At 62.5% G+C, this 22738-nt stretch carries 24 protein-coding genes and 1 pseudogene; 9 read left to right on the top strand and 16 right to left on the bottom strand.

Features of this window, described 5'->3' with window-relative positions:
* Positions 1 to 74 precede the first annotated feature (74 nt).
* The 8 genes from AB6804_RS04885 (at position 75) to AB6804_RS04850 (ending at position 8044) form a co-directional block, all read left to right on the top strand.
* Positions 75 to 935 carry a branched-chain amino acid ABC transporter permease gene (locus AB6804_RS04885; RefSeq protein WP_370885475.1) on the top strand — a complete coding sequence of 287 codons (861 nt, stop codon included), beginning with the start codon at positions 75 to 77 and terminating at the stop codon, positions 933 to 935.
* A gap of 29 nt (positions 936 to 964) precedes the next feature.
* Entirely contained in the window at positions 965 to 1954 is a 990-nt protein-coding gene (locus AB6804_RS04880; RefSeq protein WP_244797311.1) for a branched-chain amino acid ABC transporter permease, read from the top strand.
* Positions 1951 to 2718 carry an ABC transporter ATP-binding protein gene (locus AB6804_RS04875; RefSeq protein WP_370885474.1) on the top strand — a complete coding sequence of 256 codons (768 nt, stop codon included), beginning with the start codon at positions 1951 to 1953 and terminating at the stop codon, positions 2716 to 2718. Before AB6804_RS04880 ends, AB6804_RS04875 begins: the two co-directional genes overlap by 4 nt.
* Entirely contained in the window at positions 2715 to 3416 is a 702-nt protein-coding gene (locus AB6804_RS04870) for an ABC transporter ATP-binding protein (RefSeq protein WP_370885473.1), read from the top strand. Before AB6804_RS04875 ends, AB6804_RS04870 begins: the two co-directional genes overlap by 4 nt.
* A 36-nt stretch (positions 3417 to 3452) precedes the next feature.
* Positions 3453 to 4712, top strand: coding sequence for a Zn-dependent hydrolase (locus AB6804_RS04865; protein ID WP_370885472.1), 1260 nt, complete (start codon positions 3453 to 3455; stop codon positions 4710 to 4712).
* Positions 4709 to 6190 (top strand): M81 family metallopeptidase, encoded by a 1482-nt coding sequence (locus AB6804_RS04860; protein WP_370885471.1) that lies wholly within the window; start codon positions 4709 to 4711, stop codon positions 6188 to 6190. The genes AB6804_RS04865 and AB6804_RS04860 overlap by 4 nt, the downstream gene beginning before the upstream one ends.
* Before the next feature lie 699 nt (positions 6191 to 6889).
* Complete coding sequence (locus AB6804_RS04855; protein ID WP_370885470.1) at positions 6890 to 7534, top strand: hypothetical protein; 645 nt, start codon at positions 6890 to 6892, stop codon at positions 7532 to 7534.
* Between the two features lie 267 nt (positions 7535 to 7801).
* Complete coding sequence (locus AB6804_RS04850; protein ID WP_370885469.1) at positions 7802 to 8044, top strand: hypothetical protein; 243 nt, start codon at positions 7802 to 7804, stop codon at positions 8042 to 8044.
* Between the two features lie 846 nt (positions 8045 to 8890).
* Here the strand turns inward: AB6804_RS04850 and AB6804_RS04845 are convergent.
* From AB6804_RS04845 to AB6804_RS04770, 16 genes and pseudogenes are all read right to left on the bottom strand, one after another.
* On the bottom strand, positions 8891 to 9073 hold the full coding sequence (locus AB6804_RS04845) for a hypothetical protein (RefSeq protein ID WP_035967333.1): 183 nt from the start codon (positions 9071 to 9073) through the stop codon (positions 8891 to 8893).
* A 376-nt stretch (positions 9074 to 9449) separates the two neighbouring features.
* Complete coding sequence (hutG, locus tag AB6804_RS04840) at positions 9450 to 10262, bottom strand: N-formylglutamate deformylase (RefSeq protein WP_370885468.1); 813 nt, start codon at positions 10260 to 10262, stop codon at positions 9450 to 9452.
* A gap of 29 nt (positions 10263 to 10291) precedes the next feature.
* Positions 10292 to 11692 (bottom strand): formimidoylglutamate deiminase, encoded by a 1401-nt coding sequence (locus tag AB6804_RS04835; protein ID WP_370885467.1) that lies wholly within the window; start codon positions 11690 to 11692, stop codon positions 10292 to 10294.
* Complete coding sequence (locus AB6804_RS04830) at positions 11689 to 12237, bottom strand: HutD family protein (RefSeq protein ID WP_370885466.1); 549 nt, start codon at positions 12235 to 12237, stop codon at positions 11689 to 11691. Before AB6804_RS04830 ends, AB6804_RS04835 begins: the two co-directional genes overlap by 4 nt.
* A complete protein-coding gene (locus AB6804_RS04825; protein WP_370885465.1) occupies positions 12234 to 12998 on the bottom strand; it encodes an amino acid ABC transporter ATP-binding protein in 765 nt (254 codons plus the stop codon). The genes AB6804_RS04830 and AB6804_RS04825 overlap by 4 nt, the downstream gene beginning before the upstream one ends.
* Positions 12995 to 13663 (bottom strand): amino acid ABC transporter permease, encoded by a 669-nt coding sequence (locus AB6804_RS04820; RefSeq protein ID WP_035967323.1) that lies wholly within the window; start codon positions 13661 to 13663, stop codon positions 12995 to 12997. Before AB6804_RS04820 ends, AB6804_RS04825 begins: the two co-directional genes overlap by 4 nt.
* A 17-nt stretch (positions 13664 to 13680) precedes the next feature.
* Entirely contained in the window at positions 13681 to 14454 is a 774-nt protein-coding gene (locus AB6804_RS04815) for a transporter substrate-binding domain-containing protein (RefSeq protein WP_370885464.1), read from the bottom strand.
* A gap of 38 nt (positions 14455 to 14492) precedes the next feature.
* Positions 14493 to 15332, bottom strand: coding sequence for an IclR family transcriptional regulator (locus tag AB6804_RS04810; protein ID WP_370885463.1), 840 nt, complete (start codon positions 15330 to 15332; stop codon positions 14493 to 14495).
* 613 nt (positions 15333 to 15945) lie between these two features.
* A complete protein-coding gene (locus AB6804_RS04805) occupies positions 15946 to 16443 on the bottom strand; it encodes a ProQ/FinO family protein (protein ID WP_370885462.1) in 498 nt (165 codons plus the stop codon).
* 248 nt (positions 16444 to 16691) lie between these two features.
* A pseudogene (locus AB6804_RS04800) lies at positions 16692 to 17624 on the bottom strand (copper resistance D family protein); the annotation flags it as partial.
* Entirely contained in the window at positions 17624 to 17989 is a 366-nt protein-coding gene (gene copC, locus AB6804_RS04795) for a copper homeostasis periplasmic binding protein CopC (RefSeq protein ID WP_370885461.1), read from the bottom strand. The pseudogene AB6804_RS04800 and the gene copC, both read right to left, overlap by 1 nt.
* A gap of 55 nt (positions 17990 to 18044) precedes the next feature.
* Positions 18045 to 18392 carry a copper-binding protein gene (locus tag AB6804_RS04790; RefSeq protein WP_370885460.1) on the bottom strand — a complete coding sequence of 116 codons (348 nt, stop codon included), beginning with the start codon at positions 18390 to 18392 and terminating at the stop codon, positions 18045 to 18047.
* Positions 18393 to 18457: 65 nt separating this feature from the next.
* Positions 18458 to 19753: a multicopper oxidase family protein gene (locus tag AB6804_RS04785; protein ID WP_370885459.1), complete on the bottom strand. Its 1296-nt coding sequence runs from the start codon at positions 19751 to 19753 to the stop codon at positions 18458 to 18460.
* Positions 19754 to 19755: 2 nt separating this feature from the next.
* Positions 19756 to 21231, bottom strand: a complete 1476-nt coding sequence (locus tag AB6804_RS04780) for a TolC family protein (protein ID WP_370885458.1) — start codon at positions 21229 to 21231, stop codon at positions 19756 to 19758.
* Entirely contained in the window at positions 21228 to 21521 is a 294-nt protein-coding gene (locus AB6804_RS04775) for a hypothetical protein (protein WP_370885457.1), read from the bottom strand. The genes AB6804_RS04780 and AB6804_RS04775 overlap by 4 nt, the downstream gene beginning before the upstream one ends.
* 87 nt (positions 21522 to 21608) lie before the next feature.
* Positions 21609 to 21980 carry a hypothetical protein gene (locus AB6804_RS04770; protein ID WP_370885932.1) on the bottom strand — a complete coding sequence of 124 codons (372 nt, stop codon included), beginning with the start codon at positions 21978 to 21980 and terminating at the stop codon, positions 21609 to 21611.
* Positions 21981 to 22133: 153 nt separating this feature from the next.
* On the opposite strand from AB6804_RS04770, the gene AB6804_RS04765 reads away from it, so the two are divergent.
* Entirely contained in the window at positions 22134 to 22334 is a 201-nt protein-coding gene (locus AB6804_RS04765) for a heavy-metal-associated domain-containing protein (RefSeq protein ID WP_370885456.1), read from the top strand.
* Positions 22335 to 22738: the final 404 nt, after the last annotated feature.

The following is a 22738-nucleotide window of genomic DNA, read 5'->3' as shown; positions in this document are numbered from 1 at the left end:
CGCGCTGACGCGTCGCTCTCATGCGAATGCAGGCAAGCCTTGCATTCGCGCCGCCACTCTTCTGATGCAAGGCCATGAACGTTTATCTGTTGCAGGTCGTGAACGGCATCGGCGTGGGCATGCTGTACTTCTTGCTCGCGGTCGGTCTGTCGATCGTGTTCGGGCTGCTGCGCTTCGTGAACTTCGCGCACGGCGCGTTCTATCTGTTGGGCGCGTACTTCTGCTATCAGGCGATGCAGTGGTCGATGAGCTTCTGGGCTGCGCTCGTCGTCGTGCCCATCGTCGTCGGCGCGTGTGCGTGGATCGTCGAGAAGGCCGTGCTGCGGCACGTCTATGCGCAACAGCACGAGTTCCATATTCTCGCGACGGTCGGTCTCGCGCTCGTGATACAGGAATGCGCGATCATCGCGTGGGGACCGATCGGCGATAACGTCGCCGTGCCCGACATACTGAACGGCGTGGTGATGTGGGGCAGCTTCATCTACCCGAAATACCGCCTCTTCGTAATCGCGTTCACGGCTGTGCTGGCCGGCATTCTGTGGTGGGTGCTCGAAGGCACGCGCCTCGGCAGCGCAGTGCGCGCGGGCAGTGAATCGAGCGAGATGGTGTCGCTGCTCGGCATCAACGTGACGCGTATCTTCAGCCTCGTGTTCGCGCTCGGCGCAGGGACAGCGGCGCTTGCGGGCGTGCTCGCCGCGCCGATACGCGGCGTCGATCCGTTCATGGGCATCGAAGCGCTCGGCGTCGCGTTCGTGGTCGTCGTGGTCGGCGGCATGGGCAACTTTCTCGGTGCGCTCGTCGGCGGTTTGCTGGTCGGCATCGTGCAAAGCGTGATGAGCACGCTATGGCCCGAAGGCGCGCGTCTCATGATTTATGTCGCGATGGCCGCAGTGCTGCTGCTGCGCCCGAACGGATTGCTCGGGAGGACCGCGTGAATTCCAAACCTGATTCGAAGAGATTGGACATGAGTCTGCCCGAACGATCACTCAGGCATTCGCTGCATCGCTATCGGTTCCTGCTGCTTGCGGCGATCGTCGTCTGCATTCTGCCGATGACGATGCGTTCCGGATCGCTCGCAACGGAAGTGCTCGTCTATGCGCTCGCCGCGCTCGGCTGCAATCTGCTGCTCGGGCATACGGGCTTGCTGTCCTTCGGGCAAGGCATCTTCTTCGGACTCGGCAGTTATAGCGCCGGCCTGATCCTCACGAAGTCAGGGTTGCAAGTACCCGTTGCGCTGCTCGGCGCGGTCGTCGTGGGCGCGCTCGCGGCGGCCGTCGTCGGATGGTTTTCGATCCGTCAGCGCGGCGCGTACTTCGTGATGCTCACGCTGGCATTCGGGCAGATGTTCTACTTTCTCGCCTACACGACGCCCGATCTCACGGGCGGCGACAACGGCCTGCTCGACATCCCGCGTCCGGCGTTGTCGATTCTCGGTCAGCCGCTCGTATCGATCGCATCGCCGTGGCAATACTATGCGTTCGTCGCGGTGCTGTTCCTGATCGCGTTCTGGCTGATGCTGCGCGTGTCGCATTCGGTCTTCGGCCGCACCCTGCTCGCCATTCGCGACAACGAAGCGCGCGCCGCTGCGGTCGGCTACGACGTCAAGCGCTTCAAGCTCGCCGCGTTCGTGGTTTCGGGCGCGGTCACGGGTCTGGCCGGCGCGCTTCACGCGATGATGACGGGCATCGCGCCGCTATCGAACATCGACTATCACACGAGCGAGATGATCCTCGTGATGACGGTGATCGGCGGCACGGGCAACCTCTTTTCCTCCGTGCTCGGCGCGGCGTTCTACGTGTTGTTCGCTGACTGGCTTTCGACGCTCTGGCCGCGCTGGCTTCTGCTGCTCGGACTCGTGCTGATCGCCGTGAGCCTGTTCATGCAGCGCGGACTGTGGGGGCTGGGTGAACGCATCTGGCGCGCGGTGAAGCGCAATGAAGGAGAGCCGGCATGAGCGCGTCGATACTGGAAGCGAAGGGCGTCGCCAAACGCTATGGCAAGTTCTCGGCGCTGACCGATGTGAATCTGCGCATCGAGAAGAATACGGTGCATTCGGTGATCGGCCCGAACGGCGCGGGCAAGACCACGCTGTTTCACGTGCTGACGGGCACGCTTCCCATCACGGCGGGCAACATCGTGTTCGATGGCCACGATGTGACGCATGAGCCGGATCATCGCCGCGTGAAGCGGGGCATCGCGCGCTCGTTTCAGGTGACGAGCCTGTTCACCAATCTCTCCGTGCGCGAGAACCTGCGCCTCGCCGCGCAAGGCGTCGACTCGAAGCGTGCGCTCAATGCATGGACGCCGCCGCGTGGCGCGCTCGAACATCGCGATACGGTCGATGGCATTCTGGAGCGGCTTGCGCTGCAACGCTTCGCATCGACGCAGGCGAGCGCGCTCTCGCACGGTCAGCAACGGCGTCTCGAAGTCGGCATGGCGCTGGCCGCGCGGCCCAAAGCGATCTTTCTCGATGAACCGACCTCGGGCATGGGCATCGACGATCTCGACGACATGAAGCATCTGATCCGCAGCCTGCGCGACGACTATACGGTCGTGCTGATCGAGCACAACATGGATATCGTGATGGACATCTCCGACACGATCACGGTGATGCAGCAAGGCCGCGTGCTGGTCGAAGGCGAGCCGGCCCGCATTCGCGGCGACGAACGCGTGCGCAGCGCCTATCTCGGCAACATGATCACCGGAGGCCGCGCATGACGCTCATGGTCGATAACATTCACGGCTATTACGCCAAGAGCCATGTTCTTCAGGGCGTATCGCTCAGAATTGAAGAAGGCGAGACGGTCACGCTGCTCGGGCGCAATGGCGCGGGCAAGTCGACGACGCTCAAGAGCATCGCGGGCATCGTGACACCGCAGCGAGGCAGCGTGACGTTCAAGGGCGCGAGCCTGGAAAAGCTCGCGCCTCACAAGATCGCGGCGCGCGGCGTGTGCTTCGTGCCGGAGCATCGCGGCATCTTCAAGTTGCTGTCGGTCGAAGAGAATCTGCGGCTCGGCGCGCGCAAGGACTCGCCGTGGCAACTGGCCGATATCTATCGCATCTTTCCGCGTTTGAAGGAGCGGCGCACGAACGGCGGCGGCCAGCTATCCGGCGGCGAACAACAGATGCTGGCCATCGGCCGCGCGCTGATGAATCATCCGCACCTGCTCATGCTCGACGAACCGGTGGAAGGACTCGCGCCGGTGATCGTCGAGGAGATCGTCGCGCAACTGAAGCTGATCCGTCAGGCAGGCGTGACGATCCTGCTCGTCGAACAGAACCTCGAAGTGTGCACGCAGCTCGCGGATCGTCATTACATCATCGAGCAAGGGCGCATCGTGTACGAAGGTGCGAACGATGCATTCATCGCCGATGAATCCATCAAGGACCGTTATCTCGGTGTGGGCGTCGTCTGACGCCATGCCCGCCATTACCTAGCGAAGGAACCTCGAATGCAAGCTCACGATATGCCGGCGCATGCCGGCTTGCGCATCGACGGTGCGCGTCTGTGGAACACCCTGATGGAGCTGGCGCGAATCGGTGCAACGGAGAAGGGCGGCGTGTGCCGCCTCGCGCTCACCGAGCTCGACAAGCAAGGCCGTGATCTCTTTGTCGCGTGGGCGAAGGAAATCGGCTGCACGGTGCGCGTCGATGCGATCGGCAATATCTTCGCGCGACGTGCGGGCACGCGCGACGATCTGCCGCCTGTCGTGACGGGCAGCCATATCGACACCCAGCCGACCGGCGGCAAGTTCGATGGCAACTACGGCGTATTGGCGGGCCTCGAAGTATTGCGCACGCTGAACGACAACGACGTCCGCACCGCGGCGCCGCTCGAAGTCGTCGTATGGACGAACGAGGAAGGCTCGCGTTTCGTACCGGTAATGATGGGCTCGGGCGTATTCGCCGGCGCATTCACGCTCGAGCATGCGCTCGCGCAGGTGGATCGCGAAGACGTGTCGGTGCGCGATGCGCTCGCGTCGATCGGCTATGCGGGCGAGCGCGTCGCGGCGCATGACGTGGGCGCATATTTCGAGGCGCATATCGAGCAGGGGCCGGTGCTCGAAGCGAACGACAAGGTGATCGGTGTCGTTAAGGCCGCGCTCGGCCAGCGCTGGTACGACGTGACCATCGACGGCATGGAGGCCCATGCGGGCCCGACGCCGATGGAGCTGCGCCGCGATGCGCTGCTCGTCGCGGCTGACCTCGTTCGCACGGTCAATCGCATCGCGCTCGATCATGCGCCGCATGGGCGCGGCACGGTTGGCTGGATGGACGTGCATCCCAACTCGCGCAATGTGATTCCCGGGCGCGTCAAGCTGACCGTCGATCTGCGTGCCGCCGACGATGCCACCTTGCTCGCGATGGACCGCGCCTTGCGCGATGCATGCGCGCAAGCGAGCTTGCCTGTGACGGTAGACGAAGTTGTCTACTTCGCGCCGCAACCGTTCGCGGACGCGCTGGTCGCTTCGGTGCGCGAGAGCGCGGATGCGCTCGGCTTCACGTCGATGGATGTCGTGAGCGGCGCGGGACATGACGCCGTGTACCTCGCACGCGTCGCGCCGGCCGCGATGATCTTCGTCCCGTGCAAGGACGGCATCAGCCATAACGAAATCGAGGATGCACGCGCCGATCATCTCGAAGCGGGCTGCAACGTGCTGCTGCGAGCGATGCTTCGCGCGGCGAATGCACTGGAAGGAGACGCTGCATGAAGATTCTCATCGCGCGGATGAATCATGAGACGAATACATTCTCGCCAGTCGCGACGCCGCTCGAAGCGTTCGGGCGCGACGGTCCCTGTTATGGCGATGATGCCTATCGCGAGAATGCGGGCATGCGCACCGCGATGTCCGCGTTCATCAATGCCTCGACGCGCGAAGGAGCCGAAATCGTCACGCCGATTTCGGCATCGGCGAACCCGAGCGGGCGTGTTGCCGCCGCCGCTTACGACGCGATCTGCCAGGCGATCGTCGACGCAGCCGAAGGTTGCGACGCGGTGATGCTCGATCTGCATGGCGCGATGGTCGCCGAGAATTCCCCCGATGGCGAAGGCGATCTGCTCGAACGCGTGCGCGATGTGCTGCCGCATGCGCCCATCGCGGTATCGCTCGATCTGCACGCGAACGTCACGCAGAAAATGATCGACAACGCGAACGTCATCACAAGTTTCAAGACCTATCCGCACGTCGACATGTATGAAAGCGGCGAGCATGCGGCGCGGCTCTTGCTCGATCTCATTCATGGAAAGGCGAACCCGGTGATCGCGTGGGCGCAACCGCCGCTGCTCACGCATACGCTCAGAAGTTCGACGGCCGATGGCGCGATGAAGCGCGCCGTCGATGCCGCGCGGGCCGCCGAGCGCGAGGACGGCGTCCTGGCGGTGTCGGTACTGTCGGGCTTCTCGCTCGCCGATATCGCCGCCCCTTGCATCAGCGTCGTCGTCGTAACGGATGGCGCGCGCGAGAAGGCGCAACACGTCGCGGACCGTATCGCGCGGCAGATCTGGAACGAGCGCGACGAGTTCGTGTATCACAGTGCGCCGCTTGCGCAGTCGATCGCGGAAGGCGCGGCACTCGCGCGCGAAACGGACAAGCCTGTGCTGTTGCTGGATCACGGCGACAACTGCATGTCGGGCGGAACGTGCGACACGACCGACGCGTTCGAAGAAGCGTTAAGGCAAGGTCTCGATGACATCGTCGTCGGGCCGTTGTGCGATCCCGAAGCGGTGGCGAAGCTCTTTGCAGCAGGCGAGGGCGCGACGGTCACGCTCGGCATCGGCAACAAGCTCTCGAGCGTTGCGTCGTCCGGCAAACCGCCGCTCGAAGTGACGGGCATCGTGCGGGCGTTGACCGATGGCGAGTACGTCATCAGCGGCCCGACCTACACGGGACAACGCGCGTACATGGGCCGCGCCGCCGTGCTCGAAACGCCGGTGGCACGCATTCTCGTCACGGAGCGGACGCACGAACCGTGGGATCTGGGCGTGTTCGAGAGCGTCGGCATCGATCCGCGTGGCGCGAGGTTTCTGATACTCAAGTCGCGCATGTATTGCCGGCCGGTGTTCGTACCGATTTCGGGCGGGCTCGTCGAATGCGATAGCCGTGGGGTGACTAGCTCCGACTATGGGCTTTTTTCGTTCGGGAATCTGAAGCGGCCCGTTTATCCGCTCGATTCGGGGATTGGGTATTGAGTGGATGGGGCCAGCGGGCGGGCTGTTTTGCGAGGTGTCGTTGCGCTTTGGAGACGGACATCTAAGTCGGCAGGACAGGTCGGTTTGGCACGTCTACCGATTGAAGAGAATCAGCGCCGTGTAGATTGGGACATGGGAGTCCGCACTGCCGTGCGAGGGTTGCTTCCGAAGCGTTCCGCACTTCCTGCGTCCGACGCGATATGTCGCCGTCCGCGTTAACTGAGCTAGACGCAGCGCGTCAGAACGTTTTGTCGAAGCTGTTCTATGACCTCCCTTATCGCGGTTGTTGAGCATCAGGCTAAAGTGATGGCCTGATGCGGATTTTTAGACTCGCGCATCGCCGTCATTGGGCCTGCAGCGGCGCCGGCGCGATGCTAGTCGCCAGGGCGGTCCAAAACGTAAGGGCAATGCCGATTTGGCGGGCAAACCCACTAAAATCGTGTACCTGGCGTATTCTGTCTGCACGAAGAATCGGCGTTATCCGTCGATCGCAGAATATGTCCAGACGGAAGCGATCCTAAGGCGTGCACTCACGATGTGGTGGTGCCTCAAGCCTTGCGACTTGCCGACGTATAGCGCCAGGCGATTCTGCGCGCGCATGTCACTCGACTCGCTCGCCTGGATAGAATCGACTGGACCGCTCCAAAGTATGCGATAACCTGCGCTTTCGAGGCGGTTCAACCTAGCGACAATGAGACTATGAATAAGGGAAAGACGAAGCTGACCCGTCAGGACGCCGAGCGCCTTTTCGAGGGACTGCCGGCGTCGAAGGTGAGCGCATCTAGCCGGCCCGAGAACCCGTTCGGGCCGCCATCATCCAGCGTCGTCAAGCGAGCCGACGACGAATCGACGCTCTGGAAAGACAACCTGATCACGCTGCCGGTGGGAATCGAATTGCCTGTCGGCTATGAATCCGCGTCTCGCCTGCGCGAAGCGATGACGCGAGCCTGGCGCGTGAAGTGGGTGAGGGAAGGCAGGGACGAGATGGTCGCCGAGTTTCCCGAAGGCTGGACAGCGGTTCGCCGGGAGAACGGCCCTATCGAATTGCGGGATCAATCCGGCGTGGTTCGCGCGCTATGCGGATGGGCCAAGGATGCCGAGCTCAGGCTTCTGCCACGGTATTCGGTCGAGTCACAAGCAAACAGTTCGACCGGACTGAGCAGCTTGCTTGTCCGCGATCGCGCGAACAGTCAAATCCTTGAGCGTTCATCGGTCTGGTCCGCGCGAACGGGGACCAACCATCCGGACTGGACCAAGCTCGCAGCGTGGCTTGATTTACGCTATCCGGACCATCGCGACCCGCTGCGATACTGGGAAGATTGCGAGGAGAATCGTCGAAGCTAATGCGATATTCGCAAGCCCTGTTTGCACCGCTGACTCAAAGGCCGCGGTTATTTGCGAAGGCGATAGCTCACACGCGGCAATTGTGATCGCGGATGTTCCGTGCTTAGCAGCCTCGCATAGCGGCGGCATTCGCGATTGCCTGTATATCAGCTCGCAACGCTGCGTCTCGACCAGGCCCGCCTGTGCGAGCCTATACGTCTATAATCGGGATGCCTGCTATCACCCACTCCCGCTAAGAGGCGCGTGTTTCACTCCAAGGAGCGCCTCATGACCCGCGTCATTCCTTATCGCGGCTTCGAAATTCACGTCACGCTGACCGCTTCGTCCGATGATTTCTACGACGCGAGCTTTCAGATCATCGGCGGTAGCAATCTTGGCGTGCTCGGCAAGTCTGGCCATCGCATCGCACTTCGTAACGGTCCCTTCACGGAGCGCTGGGCTTTTCTCATCGCGGAGTGCGCGGGACAAGCGGCAATCGACGTGCTCCTGGGTACGGTCAACGACGACTAGCCATAGGTATTCGCTCACGAGGCATAGTGTCAGCGCGGCTCGAAGACACGTTGCAAAGCTTCTTTGACTCGTGGATGTGCGGCCATGCCATGCGGCGCCTTATGCTCCGCTTCCTCGATGATCGAAGATCAGACCGCCCTGCAATCGAAGCACGGGCAATATTCAGGAAAAGTTCATCAAGCAGCGCTCTGCGCCTTAGGTGCGCAATCTGCTGCGAGCATAAGAGGCAGACGCAGGGTGTGCCCTATAAGCCGCTCGCGCGTGTCACTGCCTGTACATCTTGGCGCGTCGTCGCGCGTGAGCTGAACCGCCACCGTAAGCGGCTTCTTCGGTTTCGAATCGAAGGGCGCTCTCGTGACGGACCTCGGTAGCTCTTGGACCGGTGAGATCTCTATCGACGACGATAAACGTGAAGCCGCCCGCATACAGGGGCTGTACCGCGACGTGGAATTCGTGGTTTCCGACCTTAATCATGCGCGCCATGCGAACTCCGACGGTAGGGGAGGCTGCGAGACCTTCATTGTGCGCCGCTTTTGTGGATACCAACGAACGATAGCTTCGGTTTCGTTGATGACAGGCGTACAACGCTGTGCATCGCGTGGGAAGCGAGTGCCGCTCTTGTGTGATTCGGGCGCTGCGTCATCCGCAGCCCAGGAACGCTGCGCTTTACTCGCCGCGTTGCTTCGAGATGACCCCTTCAGCGGACGGATGACTTCGCACAGAATGTCCATAGCGCAAACGGCCGGCGCACTCAGACAAGCGATACAACGAACCCTCGATATGACGACGGCTGCACGCCACAGTCGTCGCTGCTGCTACGCCGCATGACCAAAGCCGGGCTACCTACTACGCTCCCGACGGGACATACCGCCACTTGGCTGCGTGAACATCGATGTCCGCGTCCTTGTCGAGCCGCTTCTGCGTGCGTTGCAGGTCCGCCTGCCGAAACGCCTCGATGCGAGCCCTCTGCGACGTCGCGTGGTCTTGCTTTGCGCCTTCTGTAGCTGAACCGAGCGGGGACTTCATCATTTGGGAGACTCCAAAGTAGGTCGCTGTTTATTCTTCACGAGGCTGTTGTACGTGCCGACGGACGAAACCAGAGTCAACCGCTTATTGTCAGCAAGGTTCAATGCATATCGCGAGCCGTGCGCTGGCTTTACGAACGGAAAGTACCCGCGCCCTTCAGCCTGCGCCGTAAAGCGCTACAAAGCAAGCGCAATCGTCAGAGACTTGCAGAGATCGCGGCGCGGTGGGCGTTTTCTCTGAGCAGGCAGCGGCAGTCGGAACATACGACTCTGGACGAGCACACGAGAAGAGCGGCGTTCGGTTCTCTTGACCGCAATTAGCCATAGACGACTAAAGGAACCCAACGCGTCGATAACGATAGCCGCGCCTATCCACCGCCTCAGCCACGCGACGCCGTGTTCAGCGCAACGGTCGCCTTCAGCGCTCCGCCGACCATGCCGCGCACCACGGCTTCAACCTGTTCCGCCTTCTCCGGCAAATAGTCGAACGGTGCATCCTCGCCCATATACGTGGACTGGCACATCTCCAGCTGAACCGCATGCACGCCATCGTGCGGCGCTCCGAAGTGTCGTGTGATGAAGCCGCCCTTGAAGCGGCCATTCGCGATGTACGTGAACGGCCCCGACGCGGCGGCGCGCAGCACCGCTTCCTGCACTGGCGCTGCCGCCGTGCGGCCGTCCTGCGTGCCGATGTTCAAATCGGGCAGCTTGCCGTCGAAAAGTCGCGGCAGCACGCTCGCAATCGAATGCGCTTCCCACAGCAGCACGTTCGGATGCCTTGTGCGCAGCCGCTTCAACTCATCGCGCAAGGTGTCGTGATACGGCTGCCAGTACGTCGCGACGCGCCGGTTGCGCTCGGCGGCATCGGGCTCGCAGCCATCGCGATACAGCGGCGCGCCGCGAAACGTTTCGGTCGGACACAGCGAGGTGGTCGTCTGTCCGGGATAAAGACTTTCGTCGTTCGACGGCCGGTTCAGATCGATCACGTAGCGTGACACGCGCGCACCGAGGATCGTCGCGCCGAGCGACCGGGCGAATGCATAGAGACGGTCGAGATGCCAATCGGTGTCCGCGACCGTCAGCGCGACGTCCGTGTACTGGCCGCGCAACGAGTCGGGAATGTGCGTGCCGAGGTGCGGAATCGAGATCACCAGCGGCGCATCGCCGCGTTCGAGCGAGTAAAGATCGTTCATCGTGCCTGGGTCCTGTTAGACGACTGAGTTCATGCGCCGGCGAGAAGTTGTGACAGCGCCCGGCGATAGCCCGCATAGTGGCGCGCTTCATCGCGATGGCGCCGGTCGTGAATCACGCGCTCGCCGCCGACGAACACGTCGCGCACGGGCGTTTGCCCATGTTCGCAGAATACGATCGACGAAAGCCACGTCGCGCTCGTCTGTCCCGCGAGATCCGGATGCGTGGCGTCGAGCACGATCCAGTCGGCGCGCGCCCCTGCTTCGAGCGCACCGACCGCGCGGCCCGTCGCGCGCGCGCCGCCTTCGAGCGCGCCCTGAAACAGCCGGTCGGCGACATGCGTCGTGCGTGGCGACGCCAGCACGTTGCGCTGACGCCGCACGAGCCGCTGACCGTATTCGAGCAGGCGCAGTTCGGCGCGCCAGTCCACGCCGATATGACTGTCCGAACCGACGCCGAACGCGCCTTGTGCATCGAGATATTCCATCGCGGGGAAGATGCCGTCGCCGAGATTCGCTTCGGTCGTCAGGCACAGGCCCGCAATCGCGCCGCTCTTTGCGAGGGCGCTGGTTTCGTATGCATCGACGTGCGTGGCATGCACGAGGCACCAGCGGGCGTCCACGTCGAAGTGATCGAGCAGCCATTGCACGGGCCGCGCGCCGAGCGCCGCGAGCGACGCATCCACTTCCGCCGTCTGCTCCGCGATGTGGATGTGAACCGGCGCGCCGGGCGAGATCGTATCGAGCCCTTCCATCAGGGCGCGCAGCGAAGCCGCCGATACGGCGCGCAGCGAATGCGGCGCGACGCCGTAGCGCAGCGCGCCGTGCTCGGGACGCGCATCGCGCAGGGTGCTCAGAAGGTCGAGAAACGCTTCGGTCGTGTTGACGAAGCGGCGCTGATCGTCGCGCGGCGGCTGCGCGCCGAAGCCACTGTATTGATAGAGGACGGGCAGCATCGTCATGCCGATGCCGGTCTCGCTCGCCGCATCCACGACGCGCTGTGCAAGCTCGGCCGGATTCGCATGGCGCTGGCCATCCGCCGCGTGATGCACGTAATGGAACTCGCAGACGGACGTATAGCCCGCCTTGAGCATCTCGACATACAGCCAGCGCGCGATGGCCTCGAGCGTATCGGGCGTGATGCGCGCGGCGAACCGGTACATCAGGTCGCGCCAGCTCCAGAAGCTATCCGCCGGATTTGCGCGATATTCGGTGAGGCCTGCCATCGCGCGCTGGAACGCATGCGAGTGAAGATTCGGCATGCCGGGTATCACCGGCCCCGACGCGCGGATGGCGTCTGGAGGCACATCGCGCGTATCGTGCGTCACCGCGACGAGCGTGCCAGCGTCGTCCCATTCGAGCAGCACGTCAGCGCGCCAGCCGTCCGGCAGCAGCGCGTGCGCCGCGAACAGGGCTTTCGTTTGTGAATTCATGACTGACCTCTCGTATCGGGCGACGCGCACAAGAGCACGCCGTCGCCATCTATCTCGACGTCGACGCCACGCGCCGTGTCGATCCGCAGCGTGTCCATCTTCGCCAACGTGAAGCGTGTCCGGCCGACGCGCACGTCGAGGGAGTCTTGCGCACAATGCAACAGCACGCTTTCCGCAGCGACGATGCGGCTCGCCGGTGAGCGCCAGCAATCGATCGAAGCGTGCGCCGCGCCGCGATGCGTCATCACATTGAAGACGCGCACCGGGCCGTCCGTCAGACGCGCCTCGACCGGCGTTTCACCCACGAAGCGCGCGGTGTCGAACACATGCGTCACGGCATGTTCGCCGAGCGTAAGGCCCGCGCCATCGAGCAGGACGAGCACACGGTCGATGCCGTCGAAGCGCGAAAACGGTCCCGGCCGGTCGATATCCGCGATGCTCACGCGCCACGCATCGGCGCGCGCCGCGACTTCGCGCGTCATGCCGCCGCCGTTCTTCCACGGCGACGCCACGAGATCGGCGCCGCGTATCACGGAGACGTTCATGCGCGCGACAGCACCGCTTGCAGGAACGAGCGCGTGCGGGGCTGCGACGGCGTCGAAAAAATCTGCGCGGGCGGACCCGCCTCGACGATCTCGCCGCCATCCATCACGACGACGACATCCGCCACTTCCTTCGCGAAGCCCATTTCGTGCGTGACGACGAGCATCGTCATGCCTTCGGATGCGAGCAGCTTCATCACTTGCAGCACTTCGCCGACGAGTTCGGGATCGAGTGCGGACGTGGGTTCGTCGAAGAGCATCACGCGCGGCTGCATCGCGAGAGCCCGTGCAATCGCGACCCGCTGCTTCTGACCGCCCGACAGGCTCGCGGGCATCGCATGCGCCTTGTGTTCGAGGCCGACTTTCTTGAGCAGCGTAAGCGCGGCCGCTTCGGCATCGGCTTTCGACAGGCCACGCAACATGCGCGGCCCGACGGTGATGTTGTGCAACACCGACAGATGCGGAAACAGGTTGAACGACTGAAACACCATGCCCACTTCGGTGCGCAGCGTGTTGAGCGCGCGTTCCTTGAGCATCGTCCCGTGATCGACGAGGCGATGGCCGCAGATATCGATGGTTCCCCGCTCCGGCTGCTCCAGTCCGTTGCAGCAGCGCAGAAACGTGCTTTTGCCGGAACCGCTCGGCCCGATCACGACCACGACCTGGCTCGGCTGAATATCGAAGTCGATGCCGTTCAATACGCGATGCGTCCCGAACGACTTCGTGAGTTCGCGAATGCTGACGATAGGTTGAGCACTGTTCATTGCACCATGCCTCCTGCGCGCAGCCGTCGCTCGACGCGATGAAGAATGTAGTTGGTCGTCTGCGTGAGCACGAGATAGACGAGCGCGATCACGATATACACCTCGAGCGACCGGTACGACACGCTGATGATTTTCTGTCCTTCGTGCATGAGATCGTGAATGGTCAGCAGCGACACCAGCGCGGAGTTCTTGATCAGCGCGATGAACTCGTTGCCGAGCGGCGGAATCATGCGCACGATGGCTTGCGGAAGAATGATCGCGCGCATGGCCTGCCCCGACGACATGCCGATGGAGCGCGCCGCCTCCATTTGCCCGCGATCCACCGACTGAATTGCACCGCGCACGATCTCCGACACGTAAGCCGCCGAGTACAGTCCAAGGCCGAGCATGCCGCACACGAACGCGGGCAACAGGATGTTGAACTGCGGCAGGCCGAAGAACAGCAGGAACAGTTGCACGAGCAGCGGCGTGCCGCGGAAGAAGATCAGATAGCCGGTGCAGAAGCCGTAGATGAGCCGCCGCTGCGGCGCAAGCCGGCCGATGCCGATCAGAAGCCCGAGCAGGCACGAGAGCACGAGCGCGGCGGCGGTCACTTCCACCGTGACCAGCGCGCCGTGCGCGATATCGGCCCAACCGGCGACGGCCGGCGTGAAGTCGAGTTGCATGGTTCAGATCCGCCGCATTACTTGGCGTTCGCGGTGGTGCTGGCGCTCGCGCTGAACCACTTCTTCACGATCGCGTCGTACGTGCCGTCGGCCTTGATCTTGGCGAGCGCGGCATTCATCTGGTCGCGCAATTGCGGCTCGTCCTTGCGCACCGCGATGCCGTACGCTTCCGTCGTCAGTTCCTTGTCGAGCACGCGGAAACCCGGGCGCGTGCGCACGAACTGAAACGCGGCAGGCTTGCCCGTCACGGCGGCGTCCGCGCGGCCGATGCCGACCAGATCGAACATCTCCTGATTCTTTTCCACTTCCACGCGCTGCACTTGCGGATAGTTGTCGCGCAGGAAGTTCACCGACTTCGTGCCGACCTGCACGGTCACTTTCTTGCCGTTGAGATCGGCGAGCGTCTTGATCGGCGAGTCCGCCTTGACGAGCGCCGAGAGGCCGCCCGCGAAGTACGACTGCGTGAAATCGACGACCTGCGAGCGCTCCGGCGTGATGTAGATGCCCGAGATCGCCGCATCGAAGCGACGCGCGACGAGGCCCGGAATCAGCCCCTTGAAGTCGATGTCGGTCCACTGGACCTGCTTGCCCATCGCCTTGGCGAGCGCGTTCATGATGTCGATGTCGAAGCCGGTACGCTGGCCTTTGTCGACGAACTCCATCGGCGGGAAGGTGGCGTCGGTTGCGACATTGATGACGTTCGCGTCTTGCGCGCGGACGGCGCCGGGGAGAGCGGAAATCATCATCGCGACGCCGAGACTCGCGGCAGAAACAAGGTTCTTCAGTTTCATGGTGTGGGCTCCAGGGTGTGGTCAGTCGGTGAGTGTCATTAGGCGTTTTGCAGCCGGGCGGAAATGGCGTTGGCGGTGCGTACGGTCCAGTCGGCGAGTTGCTGTTCGCGGCCCGCCGCACGCGAGGACGGCGCCATCAGCGTGATCGATGCGCTCGCGCCCGCGCCGCGCGCCGTGCGCCGGAACACGGGTGCGCTCACGCCCCACACGCCCGGATCGATTTCGCTGTCGCTTATCGCGTAGCCGCGCGCGCGGATGCGGTCCAGTTCCGCTTCGAGGGCGGCGCGGGCGGCATCGTCGCCGGCGAACTGACGCCCGAGCGTCTCGCTGCGCGTTTTGTCGGCCATGAACGCGAGCAGCGACTTTGCGGAAGCGCCCGCGCGCAACGGCACCGCGCGTCCTTTCTCGAACGAGCAGCGCAGCGACTGAGTGCTTTCGACCATCTCGAGGCAGATCACCTGATCGTTAAGGGCGACGATGAGCCCGACGCTCTCCTGTGTTGCGCGCGAGAGCTGCATCATGCTGTCGCGGCTTGCCTCGACCAGCATCGAATTGACGTCGAAGCCGAGCGCGAGTTGAAGACAGATGGGACCGGGCGCGTAGAAGCCGTCGTCGTCGGTGACGAAGCCCCAGCGCTTCAGCAGCGCGACCTGGCGGTAGAGGGTGCTTTGCGCGAGACCGGTCGCGCCGAGCATGTCCTTCACGGACATGGCCTTGCCGTGACTGGCGAGTGCGGTCAGCACGAGCAGCAGGCGCTCGGCGCCGGTGACGGTGGGGTCTTGGTTCACGCTGTGTTCTGCTCGCCCGGGAATGCGCGTTCGTTTGAAGTAAATGCAGAATGCCACGGCGCTCCCGCTGGACAAAAATCGCATTCCCATGGCGCGGGAAACAATGCGTAGGGGTCTACGCTTGTTCAGGCGCGTGCAGTTAGCTTGATCCGACCTAGGGTGCGCATGATGGAAGGAACGGACGGCTGGCCTCACGCAGTAGGTCGGTGGGCTGAGATATGCGGAACGACCGGCCTCATGCGGCCCTGAACCGACGATCGTTCAGATGCGCCGACTGCCTATAGCGCACCGAAAACGGCTGTTGAACTCCATGTCCACACGCGGCAGGAAGGGAGCTCCTCGTTTGATGGGGCAACCAAAGACGCTTGGGATGCGAAAACAACGAAGGGAGTTAAGCAGATGCAGCGCGGATACAGTCGCGGGCAAGACGATTGCCCGGAAGACCACGGCTATGAGATGAGCGGTAAATACGGCGAATCGAGGGTCGGGCAGCACGCTCTGCGCTGGAATTGCTGCCCGGAGGAAGTAAGTGCGCGCGGCCGCTGCCAATCAGCCGGGCAGGTAGACGGTGAGGCAAGGATGCGAGTCAGCGACGGCGCCGTGACTCGCCGCGCGGTGTGGAAAGACTGGAACGGCGTCCGCAATGAGTCTTTAGAGCAACTTGCCGTTGTCTCCCATCACTGTCCCACCGCGCTCGGCAGGATTAAGGCTGGCCTTTCTCTGCCGCAGGCTCCGAGGACGCCGAGGACGCCGACGGCGCCGACGGCGTCGATGCACGAGCCGTGCGCCTTGCTTCCAGATGCCGCGCGCGCCCGGCATCGGCCGCTGTCACGTTTCCTGTCGGATTCCCGGCGAGGTCGACGCGTGCAGCGTCCTCGACGAGACAACTCCAATAGCGAGCGCCGCGACACCAGACCTTGATGGCTTCACGAATCTCGGTTTCCGTCAGGCCGATATCGGATGCCTGCGCGAACAAGTCGTCGATGACACCGACTTTCAACGGCACTTTAGGAGCCGGATTTTTTGGAAAAGCGAGCGGAAAGCGCCGCTGGAGCTTCCCGATTGCATGCACGACCGGATCGACCGGTTGCTTCTGTGCGTTCGTGGCAGGACGCGGCGGGCGCGCCGGCTTCTTCGCCGGAGCGCTCTTCGATTGCTTCGCCAGTTGCGCTTTCAGTTGCGCGAGTTGTTCAAAACCCATAACGGTCTATCCTCGGAATTCGTTTCGGGATTTTATCAGCCGCGAAGGTCCGCTTCTTTCTGCGGCGGCGCGTGTGCAGGAACAGGTGGGCTGCTTCCGCGAACATTCCTCGTGAAGGGCCGGGAAGCTACCCACGCTTGTGCCGATACGGCCGGCAAGCTGGGCGCTTTGCCCCGTTGCTTAAACGGGGCTGCGCGCGAGGTCATCCGGAGCTTCGAATCCGGCGAAGAAGCGCCAGCCCGGGAAATCCCAGGCAAGGGACTAGAGACAAGAACCGCAGCAGCGACGATCACACCAGCAAGCACGACAGACTCGATGCGCAGCACAACCCAAAAACGTCTCAGCGGTCGAACTGCGGCATCCGAACTCGCTTCGTCGAGAGCGGCAAGCAACCGGGGCATCTCGATGAACCGGTTATGTGCGCCAAGCCCGGCGGCAACGAGCACGAGGGCGAACTTGAGCAGCAGCACCTGCCCATACGTCGACATCAGCAGGCTTTCAGGTGTGTTCACTCCACGCCAGCCGTTGTAAGCGCCGGTGATGAACAGGATGACCAGCGCGACCGTCGCGGCGTCAGAAAGCGACTGAACAAACGCCGAACTGTTGGCACGCTCCGGGACCGGAACACTGAACATGCGAGGCAGAACGACATAGCTCGTCACCAGGACGAGTCCCACCCAGACGCTGATGGCGAACAAATGGAACCAGTCGATCCACACCGGAACGCTGAGCACGCCGGCATCGACGGGATGACCAGCGTGGCTACGCGACAATGCAACACCTGCGAGCGCGAGCCAGAGGGCGCGCTTGAAGCGTATCGGATGCCCCCGTTGCGCAAGCGACAGAACCATCACGACGAGCATGAAGCCCGTGCCTGCGAGCCATGCGTGACCGAAGCCGGTCTCCACGAGCATCGAGCGGACGGCGGCGCCAGCTTCGCGGAGCGTTGATTCGTTCATCAGCGCGCAATGAATCCAGAATGCACTCGCATTGAAGAAGAGCACGGCAAACGATGCGATGCGCGACGTAAGAAGCAGGCGCCAACTGAGCCGGGTCTGCCATCGCGATACGCGGCGAGACAACCACGTATCGCTCAGCAATGCGCCGACGACAATCGCGAAACTGATGTTCTGAAGCGCCACGAAGGCCAACCGCAAAACGCCGAGGAAACCGTCGTTCATCACTTCACCGCAAACGTGTAGGCACCTTTAGTCTTGTGGGCGTCATGCGTCATAACGGTCCACTGCACGGTGTAGGTCCCGGGAGCGAGCTTCGGAACCGCAATCGTCAGCACTCGCGTGTTGGCTGAGTCGACCGTGGCTTTCTCCTTGGTCGCAGGCGACCCCGATGCATTGACGACCTTGATCGTGCTGAACGCGGACTCGAGGTCCTCGTTGAACGTCAGGCGAACAGAGTCGGGCGATGTATCGATGGTGCTGCCCGATGCGGGCGTCGCACTTTCGAGTTTGCCGTGTGCGATTGCGATCGCCGGTGACAGCACAAGAGCAGTGCTTGCCACTGCACGAATCAGAAACTTGATATTCACGACTGTTACCTCTTTGGGTTGATCGACACGCGATAAAGCTGGCGGCCTATTGAAGTCATTGCTTGTGCAGCTCGGTAACGGTGAGTGCGCCGTCCACTTCTTCCGCGACGAAGTCGATCTTGTCGCCGACTTTTACTTGGGACAGCATCGCCGGGTCTTTGACTTTGAACACCATCGTCATCGCATCCATCTCGAGGTTTTCTAGCGGACCGTGCTTGATGGTCAGCTTGCCGGCGGCGGTGTCCGCTTTCTTTACTTCGCCATGCGACATGCTGTGCTTTGCGTCTGCGCCCGGTTGCGAGTTGCTTGCCACGTGTGTGTTTTCTGTGTCGCCCTCCGCATAGGCGCTCGCAGAAATCGCCAATACACAACCCATCGCAATCGAAACAATCGCGTTTTTCATCACGCTCTCTCCTGGAGTTCAGTTATCGACATCGGCCAAAGTCACTGCCCGGCCCATTAAAGAAATCAGCTATCCGGCAGTTCGCCGGTGTATTCGTACGCCACCGTTCCCTTCGGGTGCCTGAACCAGCCGGGGTCTCGATAGTCATTGCGGCCAAGTCCTTCACGCACTTTGACGACCGTGAACATGCCGCCCATTTCGAGCGCGCCAAATGGCCCGGTACCGGTCATCATCGGCAACGTGTTGTCGGGCAGCGGCATCTCCATGTCGCCCATCGAACCGCCCGCACTGCCCATCGCCATGTAATCCGGCACGAGCTTGTTGATGCGTTTGGCGAGATCTTTCTGCGGCACGCCGATCATGTTGGGAACCTGATGTCCCATCGCATTCATCGTGTGATGCGACTTGTGGCAGTGAAACGCCCAGTCGCCGGGACGGTTCGCCGTGAACTCGATGACCCGCATCTGACCGACTGCGACGTCCGCGGTCACTTCCGGCCAGCGCGCGGAAGGGGGAATCCATCCGCCGTCGGTTCCTGCGACCTCGAAGCTGTACCCATGCAAATGAATCGGGTGATTGGTCATCGTCAGATTGCCGAAGCGGATGCGGACGCGATCGCCGGCGCGCACAGGCAGCGGGTCGATGCCCGGAAAGACTCGTGAATTCCATGTCCACATGTTGAAGTCCGTCATCTCGTTGACGCGCGGCGTGAAGCTGCCCGGGTCGATGTCGTAGGCGGACATCAGAAACACGAAGTCGCGGTCTACCGGCATGATGCTGCGGTCCTTCGGATGCACGATGAACGTGCCCATCATCCCCATGGCCATCTGCACCATCTCGTCGGCGTGGGGGTGATACATGAAGGTGCCGTGGTTCTCGAGCCTGAATTCATAGACGAACGTCTTGCCCGGCGGGATGTGCGGCTGCGTCAGTCCCCCGACGCCGTCCATCCCTGAAGGCAGATGCATTCCGTGCCAATGGACGGTGGTGTGCTCCGGCAGTTTGTTGGTCACGAAGATGCGAACCTTGTCGCCTTCGACCGCCTCGATGGTCGGCCCCGGCGCCTGGCCGTTGTATCCCCAAAGGTTCGCCTTCATGCCGGGCGCCATTTCGCGGACCACGGGTTCCGCAATCAGATGGAACTCCTTCCAGCCGTTTTTCATCCGCCACGGCAATGTCCAGCCGTTCAGCGTTGCGACAGGCGTATAAGGGCGACCATTCGGCGGCGTAAGCGGTGGCTGTGTGGCGGTGTTCTGCATCGTCGGCGCCTCTGGCAGCGATGCCGCGCCAGCCTTGCTGACCATCGCCGCGCCGAGAAGCGCAGCACCCGATCCGCCGATAAAACTTCGACGTGAGACCATGTTCATTTACCTTCTGAATTCGTCGGCGACGCGGGTTGCGTCGCGGGAGCGGATGTCGGCGGCGCGGAAGGGGACGCAGCTTCGCTTTGAGATGCGCCGGGGAGCTGTGCCGATGCAAGGGGCGGCAGGCGTCCGCCGAGCGACTGCTGCAAGTCGGTTTCTGCAAGCCAGTAGTCTTTGAGCGCGTCGATGTAGGCATTGACGGCGGCGGCCTGGTCGCGCGAATCGGAGAGCAGCTCGAACACGCTCGCGAGCATGCCGTTGTAACGCAGCAGCATTTCATCGGAGATGGTCTTGCGTAGAGGCACGACCTCGTCGCGATAGTGCTTCGCCACGTCGTAGCTCGTCACGTAAGCGGCGTACGACTCACGCACCTCGGAACGAGCGTCGATCGCGGTCTGGGCGAGCCGGTTCGCCGACTGCATATAGATGGCGTCGGCCCGCGCGACTTTTGCGCCGCCCCAGTCGAAGACAGGTATCTCGACGCTGATTTCGTATCCGCGCTCATGGCCCTTGTCGGTCTCGAAGTTATTCAGATAGCCGACATCGAGCGCATTGATGAAACGCGTCGCCTTGCTGAGCCCTAGCGACGACGCGACGCTCTCGGTCCGCAGCTTCGCCGCCTGAATGTCGAGGCGGTTCTGCATCGCAAAACGCTCGAGTTCGTTCAGGTCGGGCCGGTTCTTCGGCAGGTCAGGCAGACGGTCGGGCAACTGGTACTGCGTTCCCGATCCCCATAGTCCCATCGTGCGAGTGAGTTTTTCGCGAGCCGCGACTGACTGCTGCCGGGCCTTGGCCAACTGGGCGACCGACTCCGCGTAAAAGGCCTGCTCCCGCGCGTAGTCGAGCTTGCTGGAATTGCCCGCCTGTCGCATGCGCAAGGCCAGCTCCGCTCCGGCCTCGGCCGAGTCCTTGACCTGAGCTGCGTAATGGGCGGCCTGCTCCGCAGCGACAGCGTTGACATACGCTTTACGGGCGTCGGCGGCGACGGCAAGCATCGCGTTGGCCGTCTCGAGTTTCGTCTGTTCGAAGCGACGGCTCTCGATGCGCGTCGCCACGGGCAGCGTGAGAATCCCCAGGACGCCCATGGAGAAGGTCCGGCTGATTCCGAAGCCGTCGCTCCAGTGCGTCCGGCTGAACGTGAAGCCCGGATTGGACAGGCGGCTCGCCTGCACGAGATCTGCCTCGGAAATGCCGAGATCGCCGTATGAAGCCTGGAGTCCGCGGTTGTTCAGCAGCGCGACCTGGACCGCCTCGTCGATGCCGAGCAGCTTTGACAGCAGTTCCTGCGTACGCTTGAACGCAGCATCGCGGTCTTCGTCGGTCCTGACGTACACCGCATCCTTGCCAAGGCGCTCGGACGCGGTTGTCGACACGGTATTGAATCCACCGTCCTTCGAAAACGTCGTGCAGCCGGCCAGCAGTGTCGCCGCGATCGCAATGAGTGCAACGCGGTTCGAGCCCAAGTTTCGAATCATTTCGACTCGCCTCCGTGCTCGTGACCGTTCGTTCCTTCCTGTGCCGCAACCGGTTGCCGGCTGTGCTTAACGGCGGTCCTGCCTCGGCTGGGCGCAACGGCACGGTTTAACTCCTGCCAGCTCGGCGCGTCGCCATCCTGCCAGGACTGATAGCCGCTGAACGCGGACTGCATGATGACAGCCGGCACCGATGCACCGGCATCCGTCGGGTCGGGCACGACGGTCGTGGCGTGCGCGAGCAACGGCAACACTGCACCTGCGCCCAGGAGCGCCGCAGATATTGTTCGCATGAATTTTTCTCGTCGTAAATCATCCGGCGGCCGTGAAGGACGCCAGAAAAGCTTGCTGGTCGCAGCGAGTGGCTGCGAGTGCGCGGACTAGACGAGAAGGGAGCGGGGAGGCCGTTCGATGCCGTCGGTCAGAAACAACACGACGTCGGCATCAGGAGGCAAGGGGACAGAGAAATGAATCAGATCGCTCGAAGCGGAAACGGTAGGGACAACGGGTAGCGCTGCACCGACGCAGCAAGACGCACACGTCAGACAGGCATGAACATGGTGACCGCCGTTGTGGTGATGACCGCCGTGGTCATCGCTGTCAGCTACGGATTCATGGAAATGATCTGAAGGCGATGCTTCGTTATCGGCTACGTGTGAAGGCACGCAAAACATCGAGACGGCCGCAAACGACTGAACCGGAAGGCTCAGTACAAGCAGCACGACGAGAATGAGTTTGCGCCAGTAAGACATGGGGGCAAAGTCTAGCACGGGGTTACGACCGCTGTAAGCGCTGTAATCGTTCAGCGCCTTTATCATGCTCACGGCGCCGATGATGTAGTCCCTGTTGACCTTCCCAGTGTGGCAGGGTTCATCATGAACTCATTCAGGTCAAGGAGCGTGAGAATGGAATTCACCGTAGCCGATATGTCGTGCGGCGGATGTGCCAGCGCCATCAGCAGGGCAATTACAAAGCTGGATGCGACTGCCAGGGTGGAAGTTGACGTCGCAGCGAAGTTGGTGAAGGTCGAATCGCTTTTGGAACAGGGACAGGTTGCCTCTGCAATCGAGGGCGCAGGCTTTCACCCTATCGCGATTGCGCCGTAAGCAAGCCAGGATGCCTATGCCGCGTTCGCGGTTCGGATGGGGCCTTTTCTCCCTGCCACGCAATAGGGGCGCAGGAAGCGCGACTGTTCAATCGACCTCTCGGTGCACGCAGCCTGTCGCATCCACGGCAATGCGTGTCGTCGCCGAACACAGCCGATAGCGAACGCATGATCAGTATTTGATGTCTCTCGCGGTTTGACGTCCGTGCTGCTTCGATTGGCGCTTGTCCTGTCTGCACTCAGCGTTGCTCTGCTGGTTGGCGGCGCGGCAGTCATGCTTGGTATGCCGCGCGCCTTGGCGCGTTTCCTGACGCACATCGCGGCCGGCTCGCCGCTCCTGTGCCTGGTGTGTCGCCGACGACGGAGTCGGCCAGGAGCATACGAAAAAAGCTGCGGCCAGTGACA

The sequence above is a fragment of the Caballeronia sp. RCC_10 genome (assembly GCF_041360715.1).
Lineage (GTDB): Bacteria > Pseudomonadota > Gammaproteobacteria > Burkholderiales > Burkholderiaceae > Caballeronia > Caballeronia grimmiae.
This window is presented reverse-complemented; position numbering and strand designations above follow the sequence as displayed.

Excerpts from the sequence above, each read along its gene's own strand:
- AB6804_RS04820 (WP_035967323.1), bottom strand. The coding sequence starts at position 13,663 with ATGCAACTCGACTTCACGCCGGCCGTCGCCGGTTGGGCCGATATCGCG.
- AB6804_RS04775 (WP_370885457.1), bottom strand. The coding sequence starts at position 21,521 with ATGCGAACAATATCTGCGGCGCTCCTGGGCGCAGGTGCAGTGTTGCCG.
- AB6804_RS04835 (WP_370885467.1), bottom strand. The coding sequence starts at position 11,692 with ATGAATTCACAAACGAAAGCCCTGTTCGCGGCGCACGCGCTGCTGCCG.
- AB6804_RS04855 (WP_370885470.1), top strand. The coding sequence starts at position 6,890 with ATGAATAAGGGAAAGACGAAGCTGACCCGTCAGGACGCCGAGCGCCTT.
- AB6804_RS04885 (WP_370885475.1), top strand. The coding sequence starts at position 75 with ATGAACGTTTATCTGTTGCAGGTCGTGAACGGCATCGGCGTGGGCATG.
- AB6804_RS04765 (WP_370885456.1), top strand. The coding sequence starts at position 22,134 with ATGGAATTCACCGTAGCCGATATGTCGTGCGGCGGATGTGCCAGCGCC.
- AB6804_RS04810 (WP_370885463.1), bottom strand. The coding sequence starts at position 15,332 with ATGGGAATGCGATTTTTGTCCAGCGGGAGCGCCGTGGCATTCTGCATT.
- AB6804_RS04870 (WP_370885473.1), top strand. The coding sequence starts at position 2,715 with ATGACGCTCATGGTCGATAACATTCACGGCTATTACGCCAAGAGCCAT.
- AB6804_RS04875 (WP_370885474.1), top strand. The coding sequence starts at position 1,951 with ATGAGCGCGTCGATACTGGAAGCGAAGGGCGTCGCCAAACGCTATGGC.
- AB6804_RS04805 (WP_370885462.1), bottom strand. The coding sequence starts at position 16,443 with ATGGGTTTTGAACAACTCGCGCAACTGAAAGCGCAACTGGCGAAGCAA.
- AB6804_RS04785 (WP_370885459.1), bottom strand. The coding sequence starts at position 19,753 with ATGGTCTCACGTCGAAGTTTTATCGGCGGATCGGGTGCTGCGCTTCTC.
- AB6804_RS04770 (WP_370885932.1), bottom strand. The coding sequence starts at position 21,980 with ATGTCTTACTGGCGCAAACTCATTCTCGTCGTGCTGCTTGTACTGAGC.
- AB6804_RS04880 (WP_244797311.1), top strand. The coding sequence starts at position 965 with ATGAGTCTGCCCGAACGATCACTCAGGCATTCGCTGCATCGCTATCGG.
- AB6804_RS04860 (WP_370885471.1), top strand. The coding sequence starts at position 4,709 with ATGAAGATTCTCATCGCGCGGATGAATCATGAGACGAATACATTCTCG.
- AB6804_RS04865 (WP_370885472.1), top strand. The coding sequence starts at position 3,453 with ATGCAAGCTCACGATATGCCGGCGCATGCCGGCTTGCGCATCGACGGT.
- AB6804_RS04815 (WP_370885464.1), bottom strand. The coding sequence starts at position 14,454 with ATGAAACTGAAGAACCTTGTTTCTGCCGCGAGTCTCGGCGTCGCGATG.
- AB6804_RS04790 (WP_370885460.1), bottom strand. The coding sequence starts at position 18,392 with ATGAAAAACGCGATTGTTTCGATTGCGATGGGTTGTGTATTGGCGATT.
- hutG (WP_370885468.1), bottom strand. The coding sequence starts at position 10,262 with ATGAACGATCTTTACTCGCTCGAACGCGGCGATGCGCCGCTGGTGATC.
- AB6804_RS04845 (WP_035967333.1), bottom strand. The coding sequence starts at position 9,073 with ATGATGAAGTCCCCGCTCGGTTCAGCTACAGAAGGCGCAAAGCAAGAC.
- AB6804_RS04830 (WP_370885466.1), bottom strand. The coding sequence starts at position 12,237 with ATGAACGTCTCCGTGATACGCGGCGCCGATCTCGTGGCGTCGCCGTGG.
- AB6804_RS04850 (WP_370885469.1), top strand. The coding sequence starts at position 7,802 with ATGACCCGCGTCATTCCTTATCGCGGCTTCGAAATTCACGTCACGCTG.
- AB6804_RS04825 (WP_370885465.1), bottom strand. The coding sequence starts at position 12,998 with ATGAACAGTGCTCAACCTATCGTCAGCATTCGCGAACTCACGAAGTCG.
- AB6804_RS04780 (WP_370885458.1), bottom strand. The coding sequence starts at position 21,231 with ATGATTCGAAACTTGGGCTCGAACCGCGTTGCACTCATTGCGATCGCG.